At 47.5% G+C, this 19,508-nt stretch carries 13 protein-coding genes and 1 other RNA gene; 6 read left to right on the top strand and 8 right to left on the bottom strand.

Annotation, left to right across the window (positions count from 1 at the left end; genetic code table 11):
- Positions 1-142: 142 nt before the first annotated feature.
- From ACYVGO_RS26330 to ACYVGO_RS26340, 3 genes are all read left to right on the top strand, one after another.
- Entirely contained in the window at positions 143-1,138 is a 996-nt protein-coding gene (locus tag ACYVGO_RS26330; protein WP_460971830.1) for an XdhC family protein, read from the top strand.
- Between the two features lie 160 nt (positions 1,139-1,298).
- Positions 1,299-3,488 carry a penicillin acylase family protein gene (locus ACYVGO_RS26335; protein WP_460971831.1) on the top strand — a complete coding sequence of 730 codons (2,190 nt, stop codon included), beginning with the start codon at positions 1,299-1,301 and terminating at the stop codon, positions 3,486-3,488.
- A 161-nt stretch (positions 3,489-3,649) separates the two neighbouring features.
- Positions 3,650-4,135: a GNAT family N-acetyltransferase gene (locus ACYVGO_RS26340; protein ID WP_460971832.1), complete on the top strand. Its 486-nt coding sequence runs from the start codon at positions 3,650-3,652 to the stop codon at positions 4,133-4,135.
- 127 nt (positions 4,136-4,262) lie between these two features.
- Here the strand turns inward: ACYVGO_RS26340 and ACYVGO_RS26345 are convergent, their stop codons facing one another.
- Positions 4,263-6,134 carry a M61 family metallopeptidase gene (locus ACYVGO_RS26345; protein WP_460971833.1) on the bottom strand — a complete coding sequence of 624 codons (1,872 nt, stop codon included), beginning with the start codon at positions 6,132-6,134 and terminating at the stop codon, positions 4,263-4,265.
- A gap of 222 nt (positions 6,135-6,356) precedes the next feature.
- Here ACYVGO_RS26345 and ACYVGO_RS26350 point away from each other — a divergent pair, with 222 nt between their 5' ends.
- From ACYVGO_RS26350 to ACYVGO_RS26360, 3 genes are all read left to right on the top strand, one after another.
- Positions 6,357-9,428 (top strand): tetratricopeptide repeat protein, encoded by a 3,072-nt coding sequence (locus tag ACYVGO_RS26350; protein WP_460971834.1) that lies wholly within the window; start codon positions 6,357-6,359, stop codon positions 9,426-9,428.
- A 90-nt stretch (positions 9,429-9,518) separates the two neighbouring features.
- Positions 9,519-11,195: a TonB-dependent receptor gene (locus tag ACYVGO_RS26355; RefSeq protein ID WP_142773013.1), complete on the top strand. Its 1,677-nt coding sequence runs from the start codon at positions 9,519-9,521 to the stop codon at positions 11,193-11,195.
- 20 nt (positions 11,196-11,215) lie between these two features.
- Positions 11,216-12,373 (top strand): HU domain-containing protein, encoded by a 1,158-nt coding sequence (locus tag ACYVGO_RS26360; protein ID WP_460971835.1) that lies wholly within the window; start codon positions 11,216-11,218, stop codon positions 12,371-12,373.
- Positions 12,374-12,489: 116 nt separating this feature from the next.
- Here ACYVGO_RS26360 and ssrA read toward each other — a convergent pair.
- The 7 genes from ssrA to ACYVGO_RS26395 all read right to left on the bottom strand — a co-directional run bounded on the left by ssrA (position 12,490) and on the right by ACYVGO_RS26395 (position 19,431).
- Positions 12,490-12,863, bottom strand: a transfer-messenger RNA (tmRNA) gene (ssrA, locus tag ACYVGO_RS26365).
- A gap of 188 nt (positions 12,864-13,051) precedes the next feature.
- Complete coding sequence (locus tag ACYVGO_RS26370) at positions 13,052-13,252, bottom strand: hypothetical protein (protein ID WP_142773011.1); 201 nt, start codon at positions 13,250-13,252, stop codon at positions 13,052-13,054.
- A gap of 524 nt (positions 13,253-13,776) precedes the next feature.
- Positions 13,777-14,640, bottom strand: coding sequence for a sigma-70 family RNA polymerase sigma factor (locus ACYVGO_RS26375; protein ID WP_009282104.1), 864 nt, complete (start codon positions 14,638-14,640; stop codon positions 13,777-13,779).
- 75 nt (positions 14,641-14,715) lie between these two features.
- A complete protein-coding gene (locus tag ACYVGO_RS26380) occupies positions 14,716-16,842 on the bottom strand; it encodes a polyribonucleotide nucleotidyltransferase (RefSeq protein WP_460971836.1) in 2,127 nt (708 codons plus the stop codon).
- A gap of 189 nt (positions 16,843-17,031) precedes the next feature.
- Positions 17,032-17,307: a 30S ribosomal protein S15 gene (gene rpsO / locus ACYVGO_RS26385; protein ID WP_142773009.1), complete on the bottom strand. Its 276-nt coding sequence runs from the start codon at positions 17,305-17,307 to the stop codon at positions 17,032-17,034.
- Between the two features lie 106 nt (positions 17,308-17,413).
- Positions 17,414-18,922 carry an LptF/LptG family permease gene (locus ACYVGO_RS26390; protein WP_460971837.1) on the bottom strand — a complete coding sequence of 503 codons (1,509 nt, stop codon included), beginning with the start codon at positions 18,920-18,922 and terminating at the stop codon, positions 17,414-17,416.
- A 113-nt stretch (positions 18,923-19,035) separates the two neighbouring features.
- Positions 19,036-19,431 carry an START-like domain-containing protein gene (locus ACYVGO_RS26395; RefSeq protein WP_142773007.1) on the bottom strand — a complete coding sequence of 132 codons (396 nt, stop codon included), beginning with the start codon at positions 19,429-19,431 and terminating at the stop codon, positions 19,036-19,038.
- Between the last annotated feature and the right edge of the window lie 77 nt (positions 19,432-19,508).

Below are 19,508 nucleotides of genomic sequence, written 5' to 3' on the forward strand. Positions count from 1 at the left end.
TTTGCCTTACGGAATGCGGTGCTGGCGTTCAATCCATCCGCTACTATTCCGTTTGATGCCCCCATGACGCCCGAAAAAGTCCTGCTGGCTTTATACAATGCCCCCCCTGCTCCTTGCCCCACGCCGTAATGACGGACCACCGATGCCAAGACCCAAACAGCTAACGACCTGGCAGTTAATCCATAAAAGTGGCCAACAGAACTTACCCGTCATGCTGCTGTACGTGCTCGAAAGCAATGGCAGCAGCCCCGGAAGGCAGGGCTTTCTAATGGCTGTCAATGCAACTGGTAAGATGGAAGGCTCCATCGGTGGGGGCATCATGGAGCATAAGTTTGTGGAAATGGCTAAAGAAAAGCTGAATCACGGTCCGGCGTTCCGGCACGGCCCTGAGCTTTCTATTCGAACCCAATACCACGATAAAAGTGCAGCCCGTAATCAAAGTGGCATGATCTGCTCCGGCGATCAAACCATTCTGTTATATCGTGTCCAGCCGAGTGATATGCCTGCGATTCAGACGATTATCACCTTTCTGGAGCGGAACCGTAATGGGTTACTCGAACTATCGCCCTCAGGCATTCATTTCTTCGCTGATCATCTGCCCGAAACCAATTATCGGTTCACGATGGAATCAGAAGAAAATTGGTTGTATCAGGAGCGACTAGGCTATAAAAACCAGCTTTTCATCATCGGTGGCGGGCATTGTGCGCTGGCATTATCGCGCATCATGGGCCAGATGGATTTCTATATCCGCCTGTTCGATGACCGCCCGGATTTGCATACCGTGGAATTGAATGACGCAGCCCATGAGAAAATTGTGGTCAGCAGCTATAGTGAACTAACCAATCAACTACCTTCCGGCGATCACCATTACGTCGTCGTGATGACTTTTGGTTACCGGACTGATGATCTGGCCATACGGGCATTGCTGGATAAGGAACTTACTTACCTGGGCGTGCTAGGCAGTAAGACCAAGATTGATAAGCTGTTTAGCGAATACCGAGCGGAGGGACTGGATGAAGAAAAGCTAAATCGTATTCATGCACCCATTGGCTTACCCATAAACAGCCAGACACCGGAAGAGATCGCCATTAGCATTGCGGGTGAGATTATCCGGGTGAAAAATGGAGCGAACCAATAATAATCTGTAAGTTTTAAAAAAACATGTCTACACAAGTAAATACACTCATATTATTCTACTAATAGAGCTATATTCAAAATTATAATTTGATTTTATCTTAAATACCTCATACAGTTCCTGTTAGGCTAATGACGCCTTAGGACCCAATCACAAACGGTTTATGAAATCTGTAGCAGTACTTATTCTCCTCTTTTTAGCAATCCATGTTCAGGCCCAGCCCTTCTCTCCCGAAGAAATCGGCGGTTTGAATAAACAGGCAAAACGGATCACCATTATCAAAGACAAATGGGGCGTTCCGCACGTCTATGCAAAAACCGACGCCGAGGCCGTGTTCGGCATGATGTACGTCCAGTGCGAAGAGTTTTTTGATAATGTAGAATCGTCCATTATCAGTCGGCTGGGTCGACAGGCGGAGGTCGATGGGGAGTCTGCTTTGTATAAAGACTTATGGTCGCGCATGTTCATCGACTCCAGCAAAGCCGTTGCCCTATATCAGCAATCGCCCAACTGGCTCAGGAAACTCTGCGATGGCTATGCCGATGGTATTAATTTTTACATGATTTCGCACCCCGGTAAGAAACCTAAGTTGATCACCCGCGTGCAGCCCTGGGTTGCTTTAATGAACAATATTCCCTCGCTGGAAGGCAGTAATATTAGCGAGGCCGATTTCCGGGCTTTTTACGCAGATGGCTTGGGTAAGGCACTGTCGTTTAGCCCACTTATTACTCAGGAATATCAGGAATCCAGTGGGTCGAACGGCTGGGCGTTGGCACCGTCACGAACACAGAGTAAGAACGCCATGTTGCTGATCAACCCGCACGCGGAGTTCTACGGTCGCATCGAAATTCAGGTCGTGAGCAAACAGGGGTTGAATGCCTACGGCGCTCCGTTTCTGGGTCAATTCAACATCTTTCAGGGTTTTAACGAATTTCTGGGCTGGATGCATCCGGTTTCACTTTCCGATGCAAAAGATCTGTTTACAGAGCAGGTTGAACAGAAGAACGGGCAGTATTTCTACCGCTTTGATGGCACCATGCGCCCGGTTGACAGTACAGCTATCACGCTACAGTACAAACAGGGAGGGGGGCTGTCATCCCGAAAATTTGTTACCTACCGCACGCATCATGGACCGGTCGTAGCCTCATTCGACAAAAAATGGGTTACGCTTAAAAACCTGGATGCGAACATTGATTTGCTGGCCATGCATTGGGAAAAGATGAAAGCCCGAAATTTCAAGGAATTCCAGGCGTCGATCAATAAGCGGGCCATGACGGGCAGTAATGTGGTCTATGCCGACCGGGATGGTAACATCGCGTACTGGCACGGAAATTTTGTACCCAAAAAGAATCCTTCCTTCGATTGGAAACGACCTGTAGACGGCAGCATCCTGACGAACGACTGGCAGGGCACGCATGAGCTGGCAGCTATTCCGCAGTACATCAATCCGGCCAACGGCTGGGTGCAAAACTGCAACTCGACTCCTTTATACGGCACGGGTGTATTCGACTCGCTGATGAGCAAAAAACCGGTGTATATGCTTCCCGATGGACAGACGCCCAGAGCGGTCAGTGCCATCCGGGTGTTGACTAACCTCACCAACGCCAGTATCGACGATGTGATCACCGCTGCCCATGATCCTTATTTGCCCAATGGTGAGCGCCATATTCCGAAGTTAATTGCCGCCTACGAAACTCTAAAAGCCGATACAGCTTATGCGGCTCTGGCTGCACCTATTCAAACGTTGCAAGCCTGGAATTTTCGGGCAGATAGTAGCTCTGTAGCAACGATACTTGCCGTCTCCTGGCTGGAAAAAATCATTGAATTAAATGTAGCACGGCTGAAAAAGCCCGTTTCAACGGAGGAACGCTATTCCATCACGAACGGGGCTACGATTTCGACAGATGTACTGTCGGCCAAAGAGATGCTCGATGCCTTTACGAAGGTTATCAGCGATTTAAAGAAAGACTTTGGCACCTGGGAAATCTCCTGGGGCACGATCAATCGCTACCAGCGAGTGGATAAAGGAACGTCATTTAGTGATGCTAAACCAAGCTGGGCGGTAAATGGCACACCGGGTTTTATGGGTTCACTCAACGCATACGTCAGCAAAAAAGGCCCTCAAACCCAGAAGCGTTACGGAATCACAGGAAACACCTTTGCGGCTGTCGTTGAATTTGGTAAAACTGTAAAAGGCAAATCGATTCTTACCGGCGGCTCCAGCTCTGACCCTAACTCATCCCACTTTACCGATCAGGTGGATGGGTATCGGAAGGGCGTTTACAAAGACATTCTTTTTTACAAGAAAGATGTCATGGCCACTGCCGAAAAAACCTACCACCCTGGCGAATAACAAACTTTGGTAACTGTGTTTTTTTAACCACAGAGGCACAGAGAACACAGAGTCTTAAAAGGCAAAAGCCAACCTTTTTATTACTCTGTGTTCTCTGTGCCTCTGTGGTTAAAATTTTTGTTTAACTAGCATGCTATCTTTCTTTTTCACGAGCTAACTGTATGATTGACATAAGAAAGGCAACCCCGGCTGATCAGGAGCCAATCTGGGAAATTATCAAACCCGTAATTGCCAGTGGTGACACCTACGTGTTCGACCCAAACTCATCGAAAGAAAAAATGCTGGCTTACTGGTGTGGCCCCGATAAACATACTTATGTAGCTGAACGAAACGGCATCATCGTCGGAACATTCGTGCTGAAAGACAATCAACCTGATCTTGGTTCACACATCGCCAATGGCTCGTATATGACCGCACCTAGTGCGTCAGGGCAAGGCGTTGGGAAAGCGATGGGCGCGTTTTCGATAGAGGAAGCGAAACGACTCGGCTATAAAGCCATGCAGTTCAATATCGTGATCAAGAGCAACGAACGAGCGGTGCGGCTCTGGGAAAAATTAGGCTTTACGATAATTGGAGAAATTCCTGAGGCTTTTAACCACCAGAAAAATGGCCTAACAAACGCCTACATTATGTACCGAAAGCTTTGACGGGTAAAACCAAAAAATCAACCAATTTTTAACCACAGAGACACAGAGAACACAGAGATAAAAATGCTAGATTGTTAGCTGTTTATTTCTTTGTGTTCTCTGTGCCTCTGTGGTTAAATCCTTTTACTCACTTGACATACAACCACTTGTTATACAATGCCTTCTGCTCTGCCGTTTGATTCGGCAAGGGCTCCAGGCGGTAACTCACCAAGGGGTTTGTGGTAAGCGTAACCGGAATTTCGCGGACGAAACCAGCGCGATTCACCAATACTTTTAACGTCTCGCCAACCCGCCGACCGCTGATAACCCGAAGCAGATCATCGCCCACCCGAACTTTATCGACCGAAATAATTTCGTCGCCCACGTTCAGTCCATCATTGTAAGCCGCCGACCCACGTCGAACACTCGAAATCGTTGATTTACCATTGGCAATCGTTGTGGCCGCACCCAGAAAACCATCCTGTGTTCTGCTCGCCAGATTCACTAATTGCATCCCAACGGGCGCAAAATACGCGTCGTAATTAATGGGCTCAGCCGTGTTAACGCCGATGTTAAAAAAGTCGTCGAGTTTACGCCCCGCAACCTGTTCAGCCGCTTGCCGAAATTCGCTATCTGTAAAACCGCGCTTCTGCTTTTTATAGTACTCGTTGTACAGGAGTCGCATCAGGTCGTCCATGTTGCGTTGGCCGTTGCTCCCCGCTAGAATAGCCAGATTCAACAGGGTTCCTAATACGCTACCCTTGCCGTAATACGAAATCTGGGTGTTAGCCGAATTTTCGTTTGGTCGATACCCTTTAATCCAGGCGTCCCAACTCGATTCGGCTGCCGACTGAATGCGCGTACCCGGCTGATTTTCAATCTCCGTAATGCCGCTGGCAACCAGAGTCAGGTAGGCCTCGGGCGTGTGGAATCCGGCCCGGCGTAAAATATATTCCTGATAGAACGACGTACAGCCTTCAGATAACCAAAGCATGTGCGTGTAGTTCTCATTCTCATAATCGAACGGCCCCAACGCAACTGGCCGAATACGCTTCACATTCCAGAGATGGAAATATTCATGCGCTACCAATGACAGAAACCGTTTGTAATTGGCTTCCGTAGCATAGGCGTTACGCGTCGTTTCGAGTGTAGTGGAGTTAAGGTGTTCCAGTCCGCCCCCGCCCGGTGGAATATGATGCACAATAAAGGTGTAGTGCTTACACGGATGTTCACCCACTACAGTAGTCGCGGCTTCACAAACCCGTTTGTAATCCTCAGCTAACCGCTTTTCGTTATACTCAACATCGCCAAACATCGATACCGTATGCGGTATATCCGAAGCGGTAAAGCTGAACGTTTTATGGTTTCCAATCTCGATAGGTGAATCGACCAGCAGATCAAAATCAGTCGCTTCGTAGGTAAAGCTGGCGTCGCGTCCGACTTGCCCGGATACTGGCTCCAGCGCCGTTGCCACGTTTTTCCAGGTTTTGTACGGTTGCACAACCACGCGCAAGGGAATGTTTTTAAGCGCGTCGTGGTACATAAACACGCCAGCGGGTGTCACGTAGCCGTGATCGATATCCACAAAACTCGTCCGCACTGTCAGTTCGTTGGCATATACCTTATAGCGGATGGTGAGGTTATCTTCATTGGTAGATACTCGCCAGGCATTTTTACGAATTTTCTCGCTCGGCACTTTCTTGTCCCCAACGTAAGCATTGAAGCTATCCACGTTTTTAGCATATTCCCGAATCAGATACGAACCAGGTGTCCAGACGGGCATTTTAATGTCTAAATAGCCGTTTTTCTTGGCATTTGTTGCGGCTGCTATGTTCTTCAGCTGCATTTCAACCTCGAAATAGTGCGTCTGTGGTTCGGGCATCGAAAGCACATACGTTACACTGGGAGAAGTCGCTGGGGGATTTTCGTCATCGGCCAGTAAGCCGGTAGCAGTTGATGAAAATGGAATAAAAAATGTCCAGACAGTAAGTAAATACAGAAGCCGGGCGTTTTTTTTCATACGGAAACAGGAATACCTTCGTTTTTTGTCCAGAATTGACCTGATATTTGTCAATTCTCAGGCGAAACTACGACGCAATCGGCTTATATGGTAGTTCCAGGTTCAAAGTTTACAGTTTTCGGTTCTCGGTTTAAGGTTTTCGGTTACAGGCGAGCCAACATGCTCACGCCATTTAGCTGAATACCGTAAACCGTAAACCTCAAACCAACCATACATTTATTTATGCCCTATTCAACCACCCAATCAGATCAACACCAGTCGAACCGCAGAATTTCGTATCGATTGCTGTTCGCTCTGACTGTTGGGTTATTTACTACACTACCAGCATTAGCTCAACGTACCCAGAGTAATGCCGAACCCGATTATCACTACCGAAATGGGCTTGAGCTTTTCGAGAAAGCCAATTATGCCGCATCCCGCTACGAATTCCGACAATATCTCGAACCCCGCCGGGGCGACGGCTCTCAGACTTTACTCAATACCGGTGACCAAAATGCGGTTGAAGCCGAGTATTACATTGCGCTGACGAGCCTTTACATCGATGAGCCAGGGGCAGAGCTGCTGGTGGATCGCTTCGTCAAAAACCACAGCCAGCACCCTAAAGCCGGGCAGTTATATGGCGATTTAGGAACGTATTATTACAACCGTCAGGATTATACCAAAGCCATTAGCTTTCTGGAAAAGGCTGTAGCGCAGGGTGGTAGTAGTGCCCAGCAGATCACCTATAAATATCAGCTTGCCCTCTCCTATTATAGTACGCAGGATTTACAGCATGCCCTGCCGCTTCTGAATGAAGTCAAACTCGACCCCAATTCGGCCGATGCGCCAGCTGCGTCTTACTATGCTGGGGTAATCAACTTCAGGAATCGAAACTACAACGAGGCCGTTGCCGATTTCCGCCGGATTGAAACCAACCCAACCTACCAAAATCAGGTTCCGAACTGGATTGCGCAGACGCTCTACAAGCAGGGCCGATTCGATGATTTATTGGCTTATACGGAGCCTCTACTTAAGCGAAACAGTGGTGGTAGCCTGAACGAAGTAGCTTTATTTACCGCCGAAGTCTTTTACCAGCAGAATCAGTTTGCCAGAGCCATTCCGTATTACAAGCAATATATCAATACGGCAGGTGCCAAAGCGCCCAGTGCGGTAAAGTTCCGGTATGGCCAGTCGCTGTTCCGTACCGGGGCCTATAACGATGCCATTACTCAGCTTAAACCCTTAGCGGGCGGGAAAGACACAACGGCCCAATACGCTGCTTATACATTGGGAGTAAGCTATTTACAGACTCAGAACCCAACCTACGCCCTGACAGCATTCGATCAGGCGGGCCGGCTGTCGTTCAATCGTACGATTCAGGAAGAAGCTCGGTTCACCCATGCGAAACTGCAACTGGATCAGAATAACGGGGCCGATGCCGTGAAAGAGTTGACTGCTTTTTTGAAGCAATATCCCGACAGTAAGTTTGAAAATGAAGCGAATGAACTGGTCGGTGAAGCGTATTATGCATCCAATAATTACCCTGCGGCTATTTCCTACATTGAAGGACTGAAACGACGGACGTCCAAAATCAACGCGACTTACCAGCGCCTGACCTACAATCAGGGCGTAAACGATTTCAATGCTGAGCGTTATCCGCAAGCGGTGGCGAATCTGGATAAGTCATTAAAATTCCCGGTCGATAAAAGCCTGGAACAGGCCGCCCAGTTCTGGAAAGCCGAATCGTATTCGGCAGGAAAGCAATATGATACGGCGATTCCGCTTTATGCCAGCATTTCCAAATCAGGCTCCGGCGATTATGCCAGCAAAAGCTTATATGCCCTTGGGTATGCGTATTACAATAAAAAAGACTACGCTCGTGCGCTCCCCTACTTCCGTGATTTTGTGAGTCGTGGCGCTGGCTCCGACGACAGAGCGCAGTTTCAGGATGCAACGATCCGTTTAGCCGATACCTATTTTTCGGCCAAGCAGTATGAAAACGCAATGCGTTACTACGATCAGGCCATTGCACAGAATGCGGCCGATAAAGATTACGCGGCCTATCAGAAAGCTGTCATTTTGAGCTACGTAGGCCGCGACTCTGAAGCCAAAGCACAGTTCGATCAGGTGCAACGTCAGTTTCCGAATTCCCGCTTTGTGGATGAATCACTCCTTCAGAAAGCGAACGTCGATTTTGAGAAAGGTTCCTATCAGGCGGCTATCCAGGGCTATACAAAGCTAATTCAGGATAAGCCCAATAGCACACTCGTTCCGGCGGCTCTGTTGAAGCGGGCTATTGCTTACGGCAACGTTCAGCAATATGACCCCGCCGTAGCCGATTACAAACGCATTTTAGATAATTACGGCGATTCGGAACAGGCGCAAAGTGCGCTGCTCGGTATTCAGAACACACTGAACGACGCCGGTCGACCCGAAGAGTTTTCGCAGGTATTGGGTCAGTATAAGAAAAGCAATCCGGGTAGTACGGATGTGGAGCGGGTTCAGTTCGAGAACGCCAAGAATATCTACGCCAACGAAAAATACCCACAGGCTATTCAGTCGTTGCTATCGTTCATGCAGGAGTATCCAAACAGTCCCAGCACCAACGAAGCTCGCTATTATCTGGCCGAATCGTACCGCCAGACTAACGACCCTGCCAGTGCACTTCGGTACTATAACTTAGTTGTTGCCGATAATAAATCGGATTATCTGGTTCGGGCAGCTACACGGGCGGCCGAGCTGGAAGCTAAACAGAAAAACTACCCACGTGCCATTCGGAATTACCAGATCATCATTAGCAAAGCCAATGGCAAAGCGGAACAGGTAGCGGCTCAGTTGGGCTTGATGGATACCTATTTTGCCTATCCAAAACCTGATTCAGCCGCAGCAATGGCCCGCGAACTAGTTGCCACGGGTAATGTGGTGCCTGGCGCGCAAAACCGGGCGCAATTGATGCTCGGGAAAGTAGCCCTGGGAAAAGGCGATTTCAAAACCGCGCAGGCTGATTTCGAGAAAACCATCGCGCTCGCCAAAGACGTAAACGGTGCTGAAGCCCAATATCACCTCGGCGAGATTCTGTACAAACAGAAAAAGTACAAAGAGTCGGTGGCACTGCTGTTAAAATTTAATGAGCAGTTCAGCGATTTTGAATACTGGAAAGGCAAGGCGTTCATTCTGGTATCCGACAATAATGTCGCCCTCGACGAACCCGCCCAGGCTAAAGCCGTTCTGAATTCCATCATCGAAAACTCATCCGACGAAGCCATCGTTGCCGAAGCCAAACAAAAACTAGCCACGCTGGAGTCTAAAAACTAACCAATGGATAATGTAAAATGACTAATGGATAATGCCTTGCGCATATCGTATCATTTTACATTATCCATTAGTCATTCTACATTATCCATTATGCACTACCGTCTCACCCTTACCCTCCTTTCCCTGTCGGCAACGCTTTATGCGCAGCAGCCTAAGCCTACGCGGCCGGTGAAAGAAGGCGAAGTCGATAATCAGGAAATTACTGTCGAGAAAAGCCGTAAAATTGAGCTGCCACCCGCTAACCGGATCTTTAATAAGATTCCATCGGTAAAACCGTCGGCTGAACAACGGAAGCTGACATACGAATTCGAAGATCGAAAACTAACCATTGGCGACCCTAAAATCACGCCCGGTGTACTGGACCCCGCCCTGGGGAAGGCCGATGATACCCCTGCCTATAGCAACTATGTGAAGCTGGGTGCCGGGAACTACAGTTCATTTCTGGGCGAAGGCTTTGTGGGTATCAATGCGCTGTCGAATCTTGCGTTAGAAGGATCAGTTCGACACTTGTCTTCAGGACTTGGTCCCGTCGATGGCAAGAATTCAGCGCAAAGCGATACACGGGTTCGGGTAACGGGGAAATACCTGACCGACGCGTTCAAACTACAAGCCGATCTCGGCTTTGATCGTAACGCCTATAATTTTTACGGCTATAGTCGCGAATATGCCGCCCAATCTACCTTCAATCCTGACCTGATCAAACAGCGGCTCAATACAATCAATTTTAAACTTGGCATTGAAAATACGAATTCGGACAACGCGATTGATTACTCGCTTCGTACGGGAATTACCTCACTGAGTGACCGATTCAATGCGTCTGAAACTGACTGGGGCACAAACCTCAATGCGTCGCTTGGCATTACCGACAACGTTTACGCACTCGTAGCCGCCGATGCCTACGTAACCCAACGAACGGATGGTTCCATCATTGATAACCGCAACCTGTTTCGGGTAAAGCCGACATTTAAATACGCATCTTCACTCTTCACGATAACGGCGGGTATCAATGCCGTGAACCAAACCGATCAACGGCAGGGTATCAATGAAACACGTGCGTTTCCGGTGATTGATGTTGACGTGGCTCCAATTGGCAACATTCACATTTTTGCGGGTGTCGACGGTGATATCAATCGCAATACACTCCGCTCGTTACTCGGTGAGAATAAGTGGCTTGCTCCACAAGTCCTATTGGCTAACACTGTTAAGTCAATCGATATTTACGGAGGTACAAAAGGAGATTTGGGTGGCGGTTTTTCGTACGAAGGCAAAGTGTCTTATGCCCGGTACCGAAACTTTTCGACTTTTAACAACACCATTCCTGATACTACAAAATTCTTTGTTCTGTACGATGGTGGCATTACAAATGTGCTGACGGTATCGGGTCAACTCAGCTATGCCCAGAAAGACAAGTTCCGATCAACGCTGAAGGCTAACTTCTTCAACTACGGTCTCGACCGGCTCGAAGCCGCCTGGGGACGCCCTCGCACAACGGCAACCTGGACGAACTCATACATCCTGAATAAAAAATTATTCGTCACTGCCGATTTGTATTTTTATGAGGGCATCCAAAACAAAAACTTCACGTCAGGCATCACCTATACGCTGAAACCCATTTACGATGCGAACCTAAAAATTGACTATTTCTTAGGGAAACAGGTGTCCGCTTTTGTGGCGTTGAATAATATCTTTAGCCAGAATTACCAGCGTTATTTGTATTATCAAACACAAGGACTTAACTTTCTCGGAGGAATCAGTTATTCGTTCTAATCGCTCCACCGATGCACACTATGGCTTCCGTCAACGACTACCTTAAAAAGCTGCTGTTTCAGTACGACTGCGTAGTCGTACCTGAGTTAGGAGCTTTCCTGACCCATTATCAATCGGCAAGTTTTACGGAAACTTCTGGTCTGTATTTGCCCCCCCGCAAACGGGTTGCGTTCAATGAAGCCCTTCGTTTCGATGATGGCATTCTGGCCAACTACATCATGCTGCATGAACCCGTTACCCGCGAAGGTGCGCAACGGCATGTTAGTATGTTTGTCGCTGAATTACGGCAGCAGGTGGAGTCAACGGGGAAGTTTGAATTGGAAGGCATTGGTACTTTCACCTATAATGAAGAAAGTCGCCTGCAGTTTTCTCCAAGCTTACGTCATAACTTTTTTGGCGAAGCCTACGGGATGAGTGCCCTGTCGGTTCAGGCGATCAATCGTCAACCCCAACTTGAACCTGCTTTCGAAGCGGTACCAACTACAGCAGTTGGCCCAGTGCTGGTTCGGGAAGATGAAGTAATACTGACGCCTTATCGCCCAGCTCGCCCGTACTGGCGGGTAGCAGCCATTGCACTACTGGTTGGTTCGTTAGGCGCTATTAGTTATTTTTCAGTTATTCAACCAGGACAACCTTTTCAAAGCAGTCTTGATCCAGCCAGCCTGTTCCGTGTTACGGCTTCTTTCTTCGAGCGAACAACGGACGTAAAAGAAACAGCAAAGCTGGCTGTCGTAGAAAAAACGACTCCTGTTGTCAATCCAGACGTTAAATCGACAACTACCCTGCCAACGGAGCCGGTAGCCGTGACGCCGACTCCAGCACCAGCTGAGACACCGGCACCTGCTTCGGTTGACGTAAAAGCGAAACCTGAAGCGCTACCCGTTGTAAAATCAGAAGCAGTGGCAAAAGTCGTAGCGCCTGCTATCAAGCCTGTTCGAACTGGGCCCCACTTCACTGTGATTGCCGGTGTTTTCCTGAGCAAGCATAATGCGTTGAAATTACGACGTCAATTACGTAAAGCGGGCTATGACGATGCGTTTGTTATTATGCCTGCTCCCAACGAGAAAGAATTATATAAAGTGGCTGCGGCTGGCTCTGCCGTTCGGGATGAAGCGGTTGCCAAGATGGCGGCCATCAATGAGCTATCCGGTGCAGAATCCTGGATTTTAAAGAATTAAAATTTTATCCTTATACACAAAAAAGACAGCTATATATGGCTGTCTTTTTTGTGTATAAGGAAAGATATATACAACGAAAAGCCCAAAATCAAGTGAATTTTGGGCTTTTCGATTTAAAGTGGAGACGGAGGGATTTGAACCCTCGTCCAGTCAAGGAAACCAACGCGCTTTCTACATGCTTAGGTACACTTAGGATTGTCGGGAATCGGCCCGGTGTATACCAGACCAAGCTTCATCCGTAGGTGCTTGTGTCTCACTCGGCCGTTAACACCATAAACCGAGCCAGCGCTGCGAGTCGATGCCTCCTGATCCAGCCAGCAGCACGTAGGCCGGGGAGACAATGGCTATTGCTTAATCCTCCGGATTAGGCAGCCATGGCGTAGTTATATTCGCCAGTTATTGTTTTGACGATTTGTTTGGGCGGGAAATACCGTCAACTCCCGGCATGCTTACACGCGACCTCAGCAAGCTGTCAATTCCAGTCGCCCCCATATTGACCACATCACAACAAAAAGCGTTTATAGCCATCTTATCATGACGTGTGTTTGAATTAACTGGTACCCCGCCTGTTTAGTTCACCAGCAGGTGCTTTTTGTTCGTATAAAAATGGACTATAATGATACCTAGTTGACATTCAGCTGAGTCGCTGACTCGTGGTCTTGATCTACCAGGCCTCCATCAATCAGGCATTTCGTTAATAAACGATTGAGCTGCTTCGGCAGGTGATAGGTCGTACTTATCCCAGGTAGTAAAGAGCCAGTTGCGTTCTTTGATCGTTAGCTCCTCAAGGTGGCCAAACTCAGAGAGTTCACTGATGACTTGTTCCAGCCATGGTCCAAAGGGTTGTGATTCAGATAAAGGATTATAATTAGATGTCATAATGGATTAGATTAATCATGCCAAAGGTAAACTTATTACCTACCTATTTTCTGGGCCTTTGTGGAATGAACCTGAATAGCCAACGAACCGCCATTAGCAATCACAGCGTTCTGGCTAGCTATAAAAAAACCGGCCACAGGGTAGCCGGACTTTCCGGATTATTCCACACCGTGAGTGAAAACTAGTTAGATAGCTTCCACTCTACTAACGTTGGCCTTTCAGCCTATACGTATCGTGTTCAAGATAGGGGCTACAAAGCGAAAAACGTATATAGATTATCGTCCAATTTATTAAACGGCAAAACTAGCTGATGTTAAAGGAGATCAGATTAGTAAAACGGGGTGTACAGAACGGGAATAGAAGTCATTTAGACCGGTAGCCGTGTTATGTAAAACCATCCAGCGCTAGTCTACGGAGACAGAATTGCAAATTGAGTCATGTCCGTGTCTGTTTCCAGAACCTCTTTAAAAAACAAAACGGATCCCACTTTCGCAGGAACCGCTTTGCCTAAGCAAACAGGAAGTTTAGCCCAAGTAAGTCTTCAACGCCTTTGACCGTGAGGTATGGCGCAGACGACGGATGGCCTTTTCTTTTATCTGCCGAACCCGTTCGCGGGTCAGGTTGAATTTTTCACCAATTTCTTCAAGCGTCATGGCATGCTCACCATTCAGACCGAAGTAGAGTGTGATTACATCGGCCTCACGCTGTGTTAGCGTTGAGAGAGCACGTTGTACTTCTTTACGAAGCGAATCGTTTATAAGGCCCGAATCAGGCTTATCCTCGCCGTCGTTTTCGAGTACATCGAGCAGGCTGTTTTCTTCACCCTGTACAAACGGTGCATCCATTGATACATGGCGACCCGAAATCTTGAGGGTATCGACAACCTCTGCCGCCGAAATCTCCAATACAGCCGCCAGTTCTTCGGGCGATGGTTCGCGCTCGAACTTTTGTTCCAGATCAGAGAACGTTTTAGAAATCTTATTCAGCGAACCAACCCGATTTAAGGGCAAGCGTACAATCCGGGACTGCTCGGCCAAAGCCTGTAGAATAGACTGACGAATCCACCAAACAGCGTAGGAAATGAATTTAAATCCACGCGTTTCATCGAACCGTTGGGCGGCTTTAATCAAACCAAGGTTACCTTCATTGATCAAGTCACCCAGAGATAAACCCTGATTCTGATATTGTTTGGCAACCGAGACCACAAAGCGCAGGTTTGCCTTCGTTAACCGTTCCAGCGATAGTTGATCACCTTCCCGGATCTTTTGGGCCAGAGTTACTTCCTCATCGGGCGTAAGCAGGTCCACTTTACCAATCTCCTGTAAGTACTTGTCTAACGACTGACTTTCACGGTTGGTAATCTGTTTTGAAATTTTTAGCTGTCTCATATTACGTTGCCTCCGGTGGAGTGACTATATAACGCTAACTTTTGACGTTGCATTACACAAAAAAGTAACAATGACTTACGCATTTTTGTTCTCTGGCTTAGGTAACAAAACTTTGCGCGACAAACGGTACTTTCCTGTCTTTTTATCCACGTCAATCAATTTTACCGTTACTTCCTCCCCTACCTGCAAGACGCCATCCATCGTTTCTAAGCGTTCCCACTTAATCTCGGAAATGTGCAATAACCCATCCTTGCCTGGCATGAATTCCACGAAGGCACCAAAGGGCTGAATTGTTTTAACTTTACCTACATATGTTTCACCAACTTCCGGTACTGCCACAATACCTTTTACACGCGAAACGGCTTTGTCCATGCTTTCTTTGCTCGTTGCAAAGATGCTTACCCAGCCGGCATTGTCGTGTTCATCAATGTTCACTACAGCACCCGAATCTTTCTGGATATCCTGAACAACCTTACCACCGGGTCCGATCACGGCACCAATCTGGTTGGTGTCGATCTTGATAACCATGGCACGGGGTGCATGCGGTTTCAGATCAGCACGCACTTCGGCAATGCCTTTCTTCATTTCCCCAAGAATGTGCAACCGGCCTAAACGAGCCTGTTCCAGCGCCTGGGCCAGTACTTCGTACGACAACCCATCCACTTTCAAGTCCATCTGGCAGGCAACGATCCCTTTTTCGGTACCAGTTACTTTGAAGTCCATATCGCCAAGGTGATCTTCGTCGCCGAGGATATCCGACAATACAGCATATTTGTCACCATCCGAAATCAGCCCCATCGCAATACCGGCTACGGGTGCTTTGATTTTGATACCGGCATCCATCAGCGCCATTGTTCCGGCACAAACCGTCGCCATCGACGATGAACCGTTCGATTCCAGGATATCCGATACAATCCGAATGGTGTATGGGTTATCTTCGGCTGGTGGCAATACTTTCTTCAGTGAGCGGTGCGCCAGGTTGCCGTGACCAATTTCACGCCGACCGGCTCCCCGGTTTGGTTTTACCTCGCCGGTGGAGAAACCAGGGAAGTTATAATGCAACAGGAACTTACTGTATCCCTGATACATAGTCTGATCCACAATTTGCTCGTCTGTTTTGGTTCCCAGCGTTGCCGTAGTCAATGACTGCGTTTCGCCACGGGTAAATAGGGCCGAACCGTGCGGACCCGGCAAAAGGCCAGCTTCAGCAGTAATTGGACGAATTTGATCCAGCTTCCGACCATCTAAGCGTACACGCTCATCAAGCACTAATCGACGGGATGCTTCCCATTCCAGATCGTGGAAATAAGTCTTTATAAGACCCACGTTCACGTCCGAACCTTCCGGAAATGACGCTATATATTCATCACGAATCGCTTTAGCCGCTTCAGAACGGCCTTTTTTGCTTGGATTCTGCCGACTAACCGCTTCATAGATTTTATCGTACGTAGCAGCACGAACTGCGGCACGAAGTACTTCATCGTGCGTTTCGTGGCTGTACTGCCGTTTTTCGGTTTTGCCTACTTTGGCTTCCAGTTCTTTTTGAGCCTGGCACTGTTGTTTGATGGCATCATGAGCGACTTTGAGAGCCTCCACCACTTCGGCTTCAGAACATTCGTCCATTTCGCCTTCTACCATACAAATGTCTTTCTCGGTAGCCGCTACAATCAGATCAATGGTAGCGCGTTCGAGTTCCGACGTTTTAGGATTGATCTTATACTTGCCGTCAATTTTGGCAACGCGTACTTCCGAGATCGGACCGTTGAAGGGAATATCCGAAACAGCCAGAGCCGACGAAGCAGCCAGCGCGGCCAGCGCATCGGGCTGAACTTCGGGATCAGCCGAAATCAGAGTAATCATTACCTGCGTGTCCGCATGGTAATTATCCGGGAAGATGGGCCGCAAGGCGCGGTCAACTAAACGGCTAATCAGGATTTCGTGGTCCCCCAGGCGGCCTTCACGCCGTTGGAAGCTACCAGGAATCCGGCCAGCCGAAGCAAATTTTTCTTGATAATCAACAGATAATGGAAGGAAGTCAACACCTTCTTTGGCATCTTTACTCGATACGACAGTGGCTAACAGCATCGTGTCGCCCAACCTGACAACCACCGCTCCGTCGGCCTGACGGGCCATTTTTCCGGTTTCGATGGTAATTTCCCGCCCGTCGGGCAGCGCAACGGATTGCGTGGTGATTTGAAACATACAGCAGATTTTGAATACGTCTTCTTACAGCTTTAAACCGCTTCGGCGGCCCAGCGCACCGGAAATCTCCGACTGTCGGGCCTGCCGTTTTTTTTTTAACTCTTAACGGGTTTTCACCACATCCCTGTAGAAACAACAAAAATGAGGGAATCTACTATGTAGCAGATTCCCTTTTTTTGAAGTAGCCGATTACTTCCGCAATCCTAACGCGGCCAGAATAGCCCGGTAACGCGTGATGTCTTTGTGAAGGAGGTAATTCAGCAACCGCCGACGCTTACCTACTAATTTTAAAAGACCCAATTGGGTGCCGTAATCGTGCTTGTGAACTTTTAGGTGCTCAGTTAAATGACTGATCCGGTAAGTGAACAGCGCGATCTGGGATTCGGCCGACCCGGTGTCCGTTGCGCTTTTGGCGTGGCCCGAGGTGGAGAATATCTCCTGTTTTTTTTCGGTCGTTAGATACATCTTCAGACAGCTAATAAAATGAAAAAATGAATTTGGGTGCAAAGATAGGGAAATTAGCCAATAAACGATAGCCTAAGTCGATAGTTTTCTAAGACGCATACCCTATCTATTGACTAACGACCATTGCCTGCTGGCTTTTTCGCTCATTCCATTTCCGTTTCAATCGTTCCCAGGCAATTACGTACACATCTTTATCAAACAATCGGGAATCGTGTCGGGCTCGCTGCATAAGTAGCAGGCCAATGGGTAGTAACACGATGTTGGCCAGCCAGGCACCCAATGGGACCCAGACTAATCCGTCTTTGGCGTACTTATCACCTGCAATAGTCAATACATACAGGAAAATAAAAAATACAATCGCAATCAAAACTGGCAGGCCAAACCCACCTTTTTTAATAATAGCGCCCATGGATGCTCCAATCAGAAACATCACAAAAATTGAAAACGACTGTGTGAATTTGTGATGTGTTTCTAACTGATATTTCCAGACTCCCTTTTCTTTTTCGGTCAGGTAGGTTACGTTAGACGTTGAATAAGACAGAATATTTTGAGCCTGGCTCAAGGCCGCCTGTGCTAAATCGGGAGTAGCAACAGCCCGCTTTTTTACTAAGGAGTCAACCCACTTTCCATCTTTCACTACCTTTTGCCGAAGGGCTGCATCGGCCTTAAATTGATAATTATAGTATTGTCTCGATGTGCTGGCTACATTCAGGCTTGTCTTCGTGTAATCTTTTCGTAAAGAGTCGGTTAGCGTTGATAGTTCGTTCAGGTTTTTCATGTACTCATGGTACTCAAACTGATTTTCATCCGTACGCTTAATACCAAACGACTCAAGGCTAATGACAAGCCGGTAATCCTTAAAGCCATTCCGCATGAACTGGGCGCCTTTGTTAGGTACTCCACCGCCGGTGAAACTAACAGAATTATTGTCTGAATATTCCTGATAATCGTTGCCGTTGAACAGCTGAAAAACAAGATACGAGCGGTCTTTATCGGTATACATCCGCCCCGAATCGGCCAGGATAATTTCGCGATTGCCAGCATCCAACCCATTTGTCGGATGTTTGTAAATAACCAACCCTTTCAGCAAATCACCATTTTTACTGTCTTTCGGCCCCTTAATTTTATGGTCTACCTTAATACTATAACCAGGCAAATCATTGTAAAAAATACCCTCTTTTAAGTTCAGCGTAGCTTTGGCGGTTTTTATATCGTAGAGCAGACTGTATCCTTTCAGGTTTGCCCAGGGAGATACCGAATTATTAAACCAGAACGAGAAAGCACTAATACCTATGGCGACAATAAGCAGCGGCCGCATGGCTCTTGTAAGCGAAATTCCAGCGCTTTTGAGGGCTGTCAACTCAAAAAATTCACCCAGATTTCCGAATGTCATCAACGATGATAGTAATACAGCTAATGGCAGTGCAGTCGGGATAGTGAGGAGGGCAAAATAGAAGAGCAATCGACCGAAGGTGGCCAGATCGAGGTCTTTAGAAACAAAATCGTCAATATAAAACATCAGTAGCCTCATCAGAAAAATAAAGATGACGACACCGAGAGTCAAAAAAAACGGCCCCCAAAACGAGCCGAGTATTAATTTATCTATTTTTTTCATTCTAATGTATAATGTGCCACACAGGCGGCTCCGAATGAGAAATGGCGATTGGCTTACTTATAGAACGTCAATCAGTTGTTCATTAATCATTTTCCATTATTCATTAACAAAATTTAACTCCCCACAATTTCCTTCAGTTTATCCATTAAACCATCCCAAAGATCTTTGAGTTCTTCTTCGTCGGTAGTACTGGAGTAGTCGGTTATGCGGAGAAAGGTCGATTGGGTTAATTCGCTCTGATCAACCCGAAAATCCACATAGTTATTGTCGGAAGCGTTATTCTCATCTGTATCTAAAAATTCAAAGCGTACTCCTTTGTTTTGCCGCATAGATACCTGACGGGCGATGTGGCTTTCATTGTCCCACTGAAAATCGAACCGTTGTTCGGGCATGGTATTCACTTTGCTGGCAAACCATTGCGACAGGCCTGATGCCGTGCTAATGTAGGGAAACAGCATTTTGGGAGAGGCCCGAAGTTCATATTCGGTGATGAATTTAAATTTCTCCATAACTTATTATACTAAAAGGGACATTGGCAAAGGTAAACGATTTTTTTTGCGAAAGTCAACGCTGTTTTTTGTCTTAA

The sequence above is a fragment of the Spirosoma migulaei genome, from assembly GCF_054776855.1.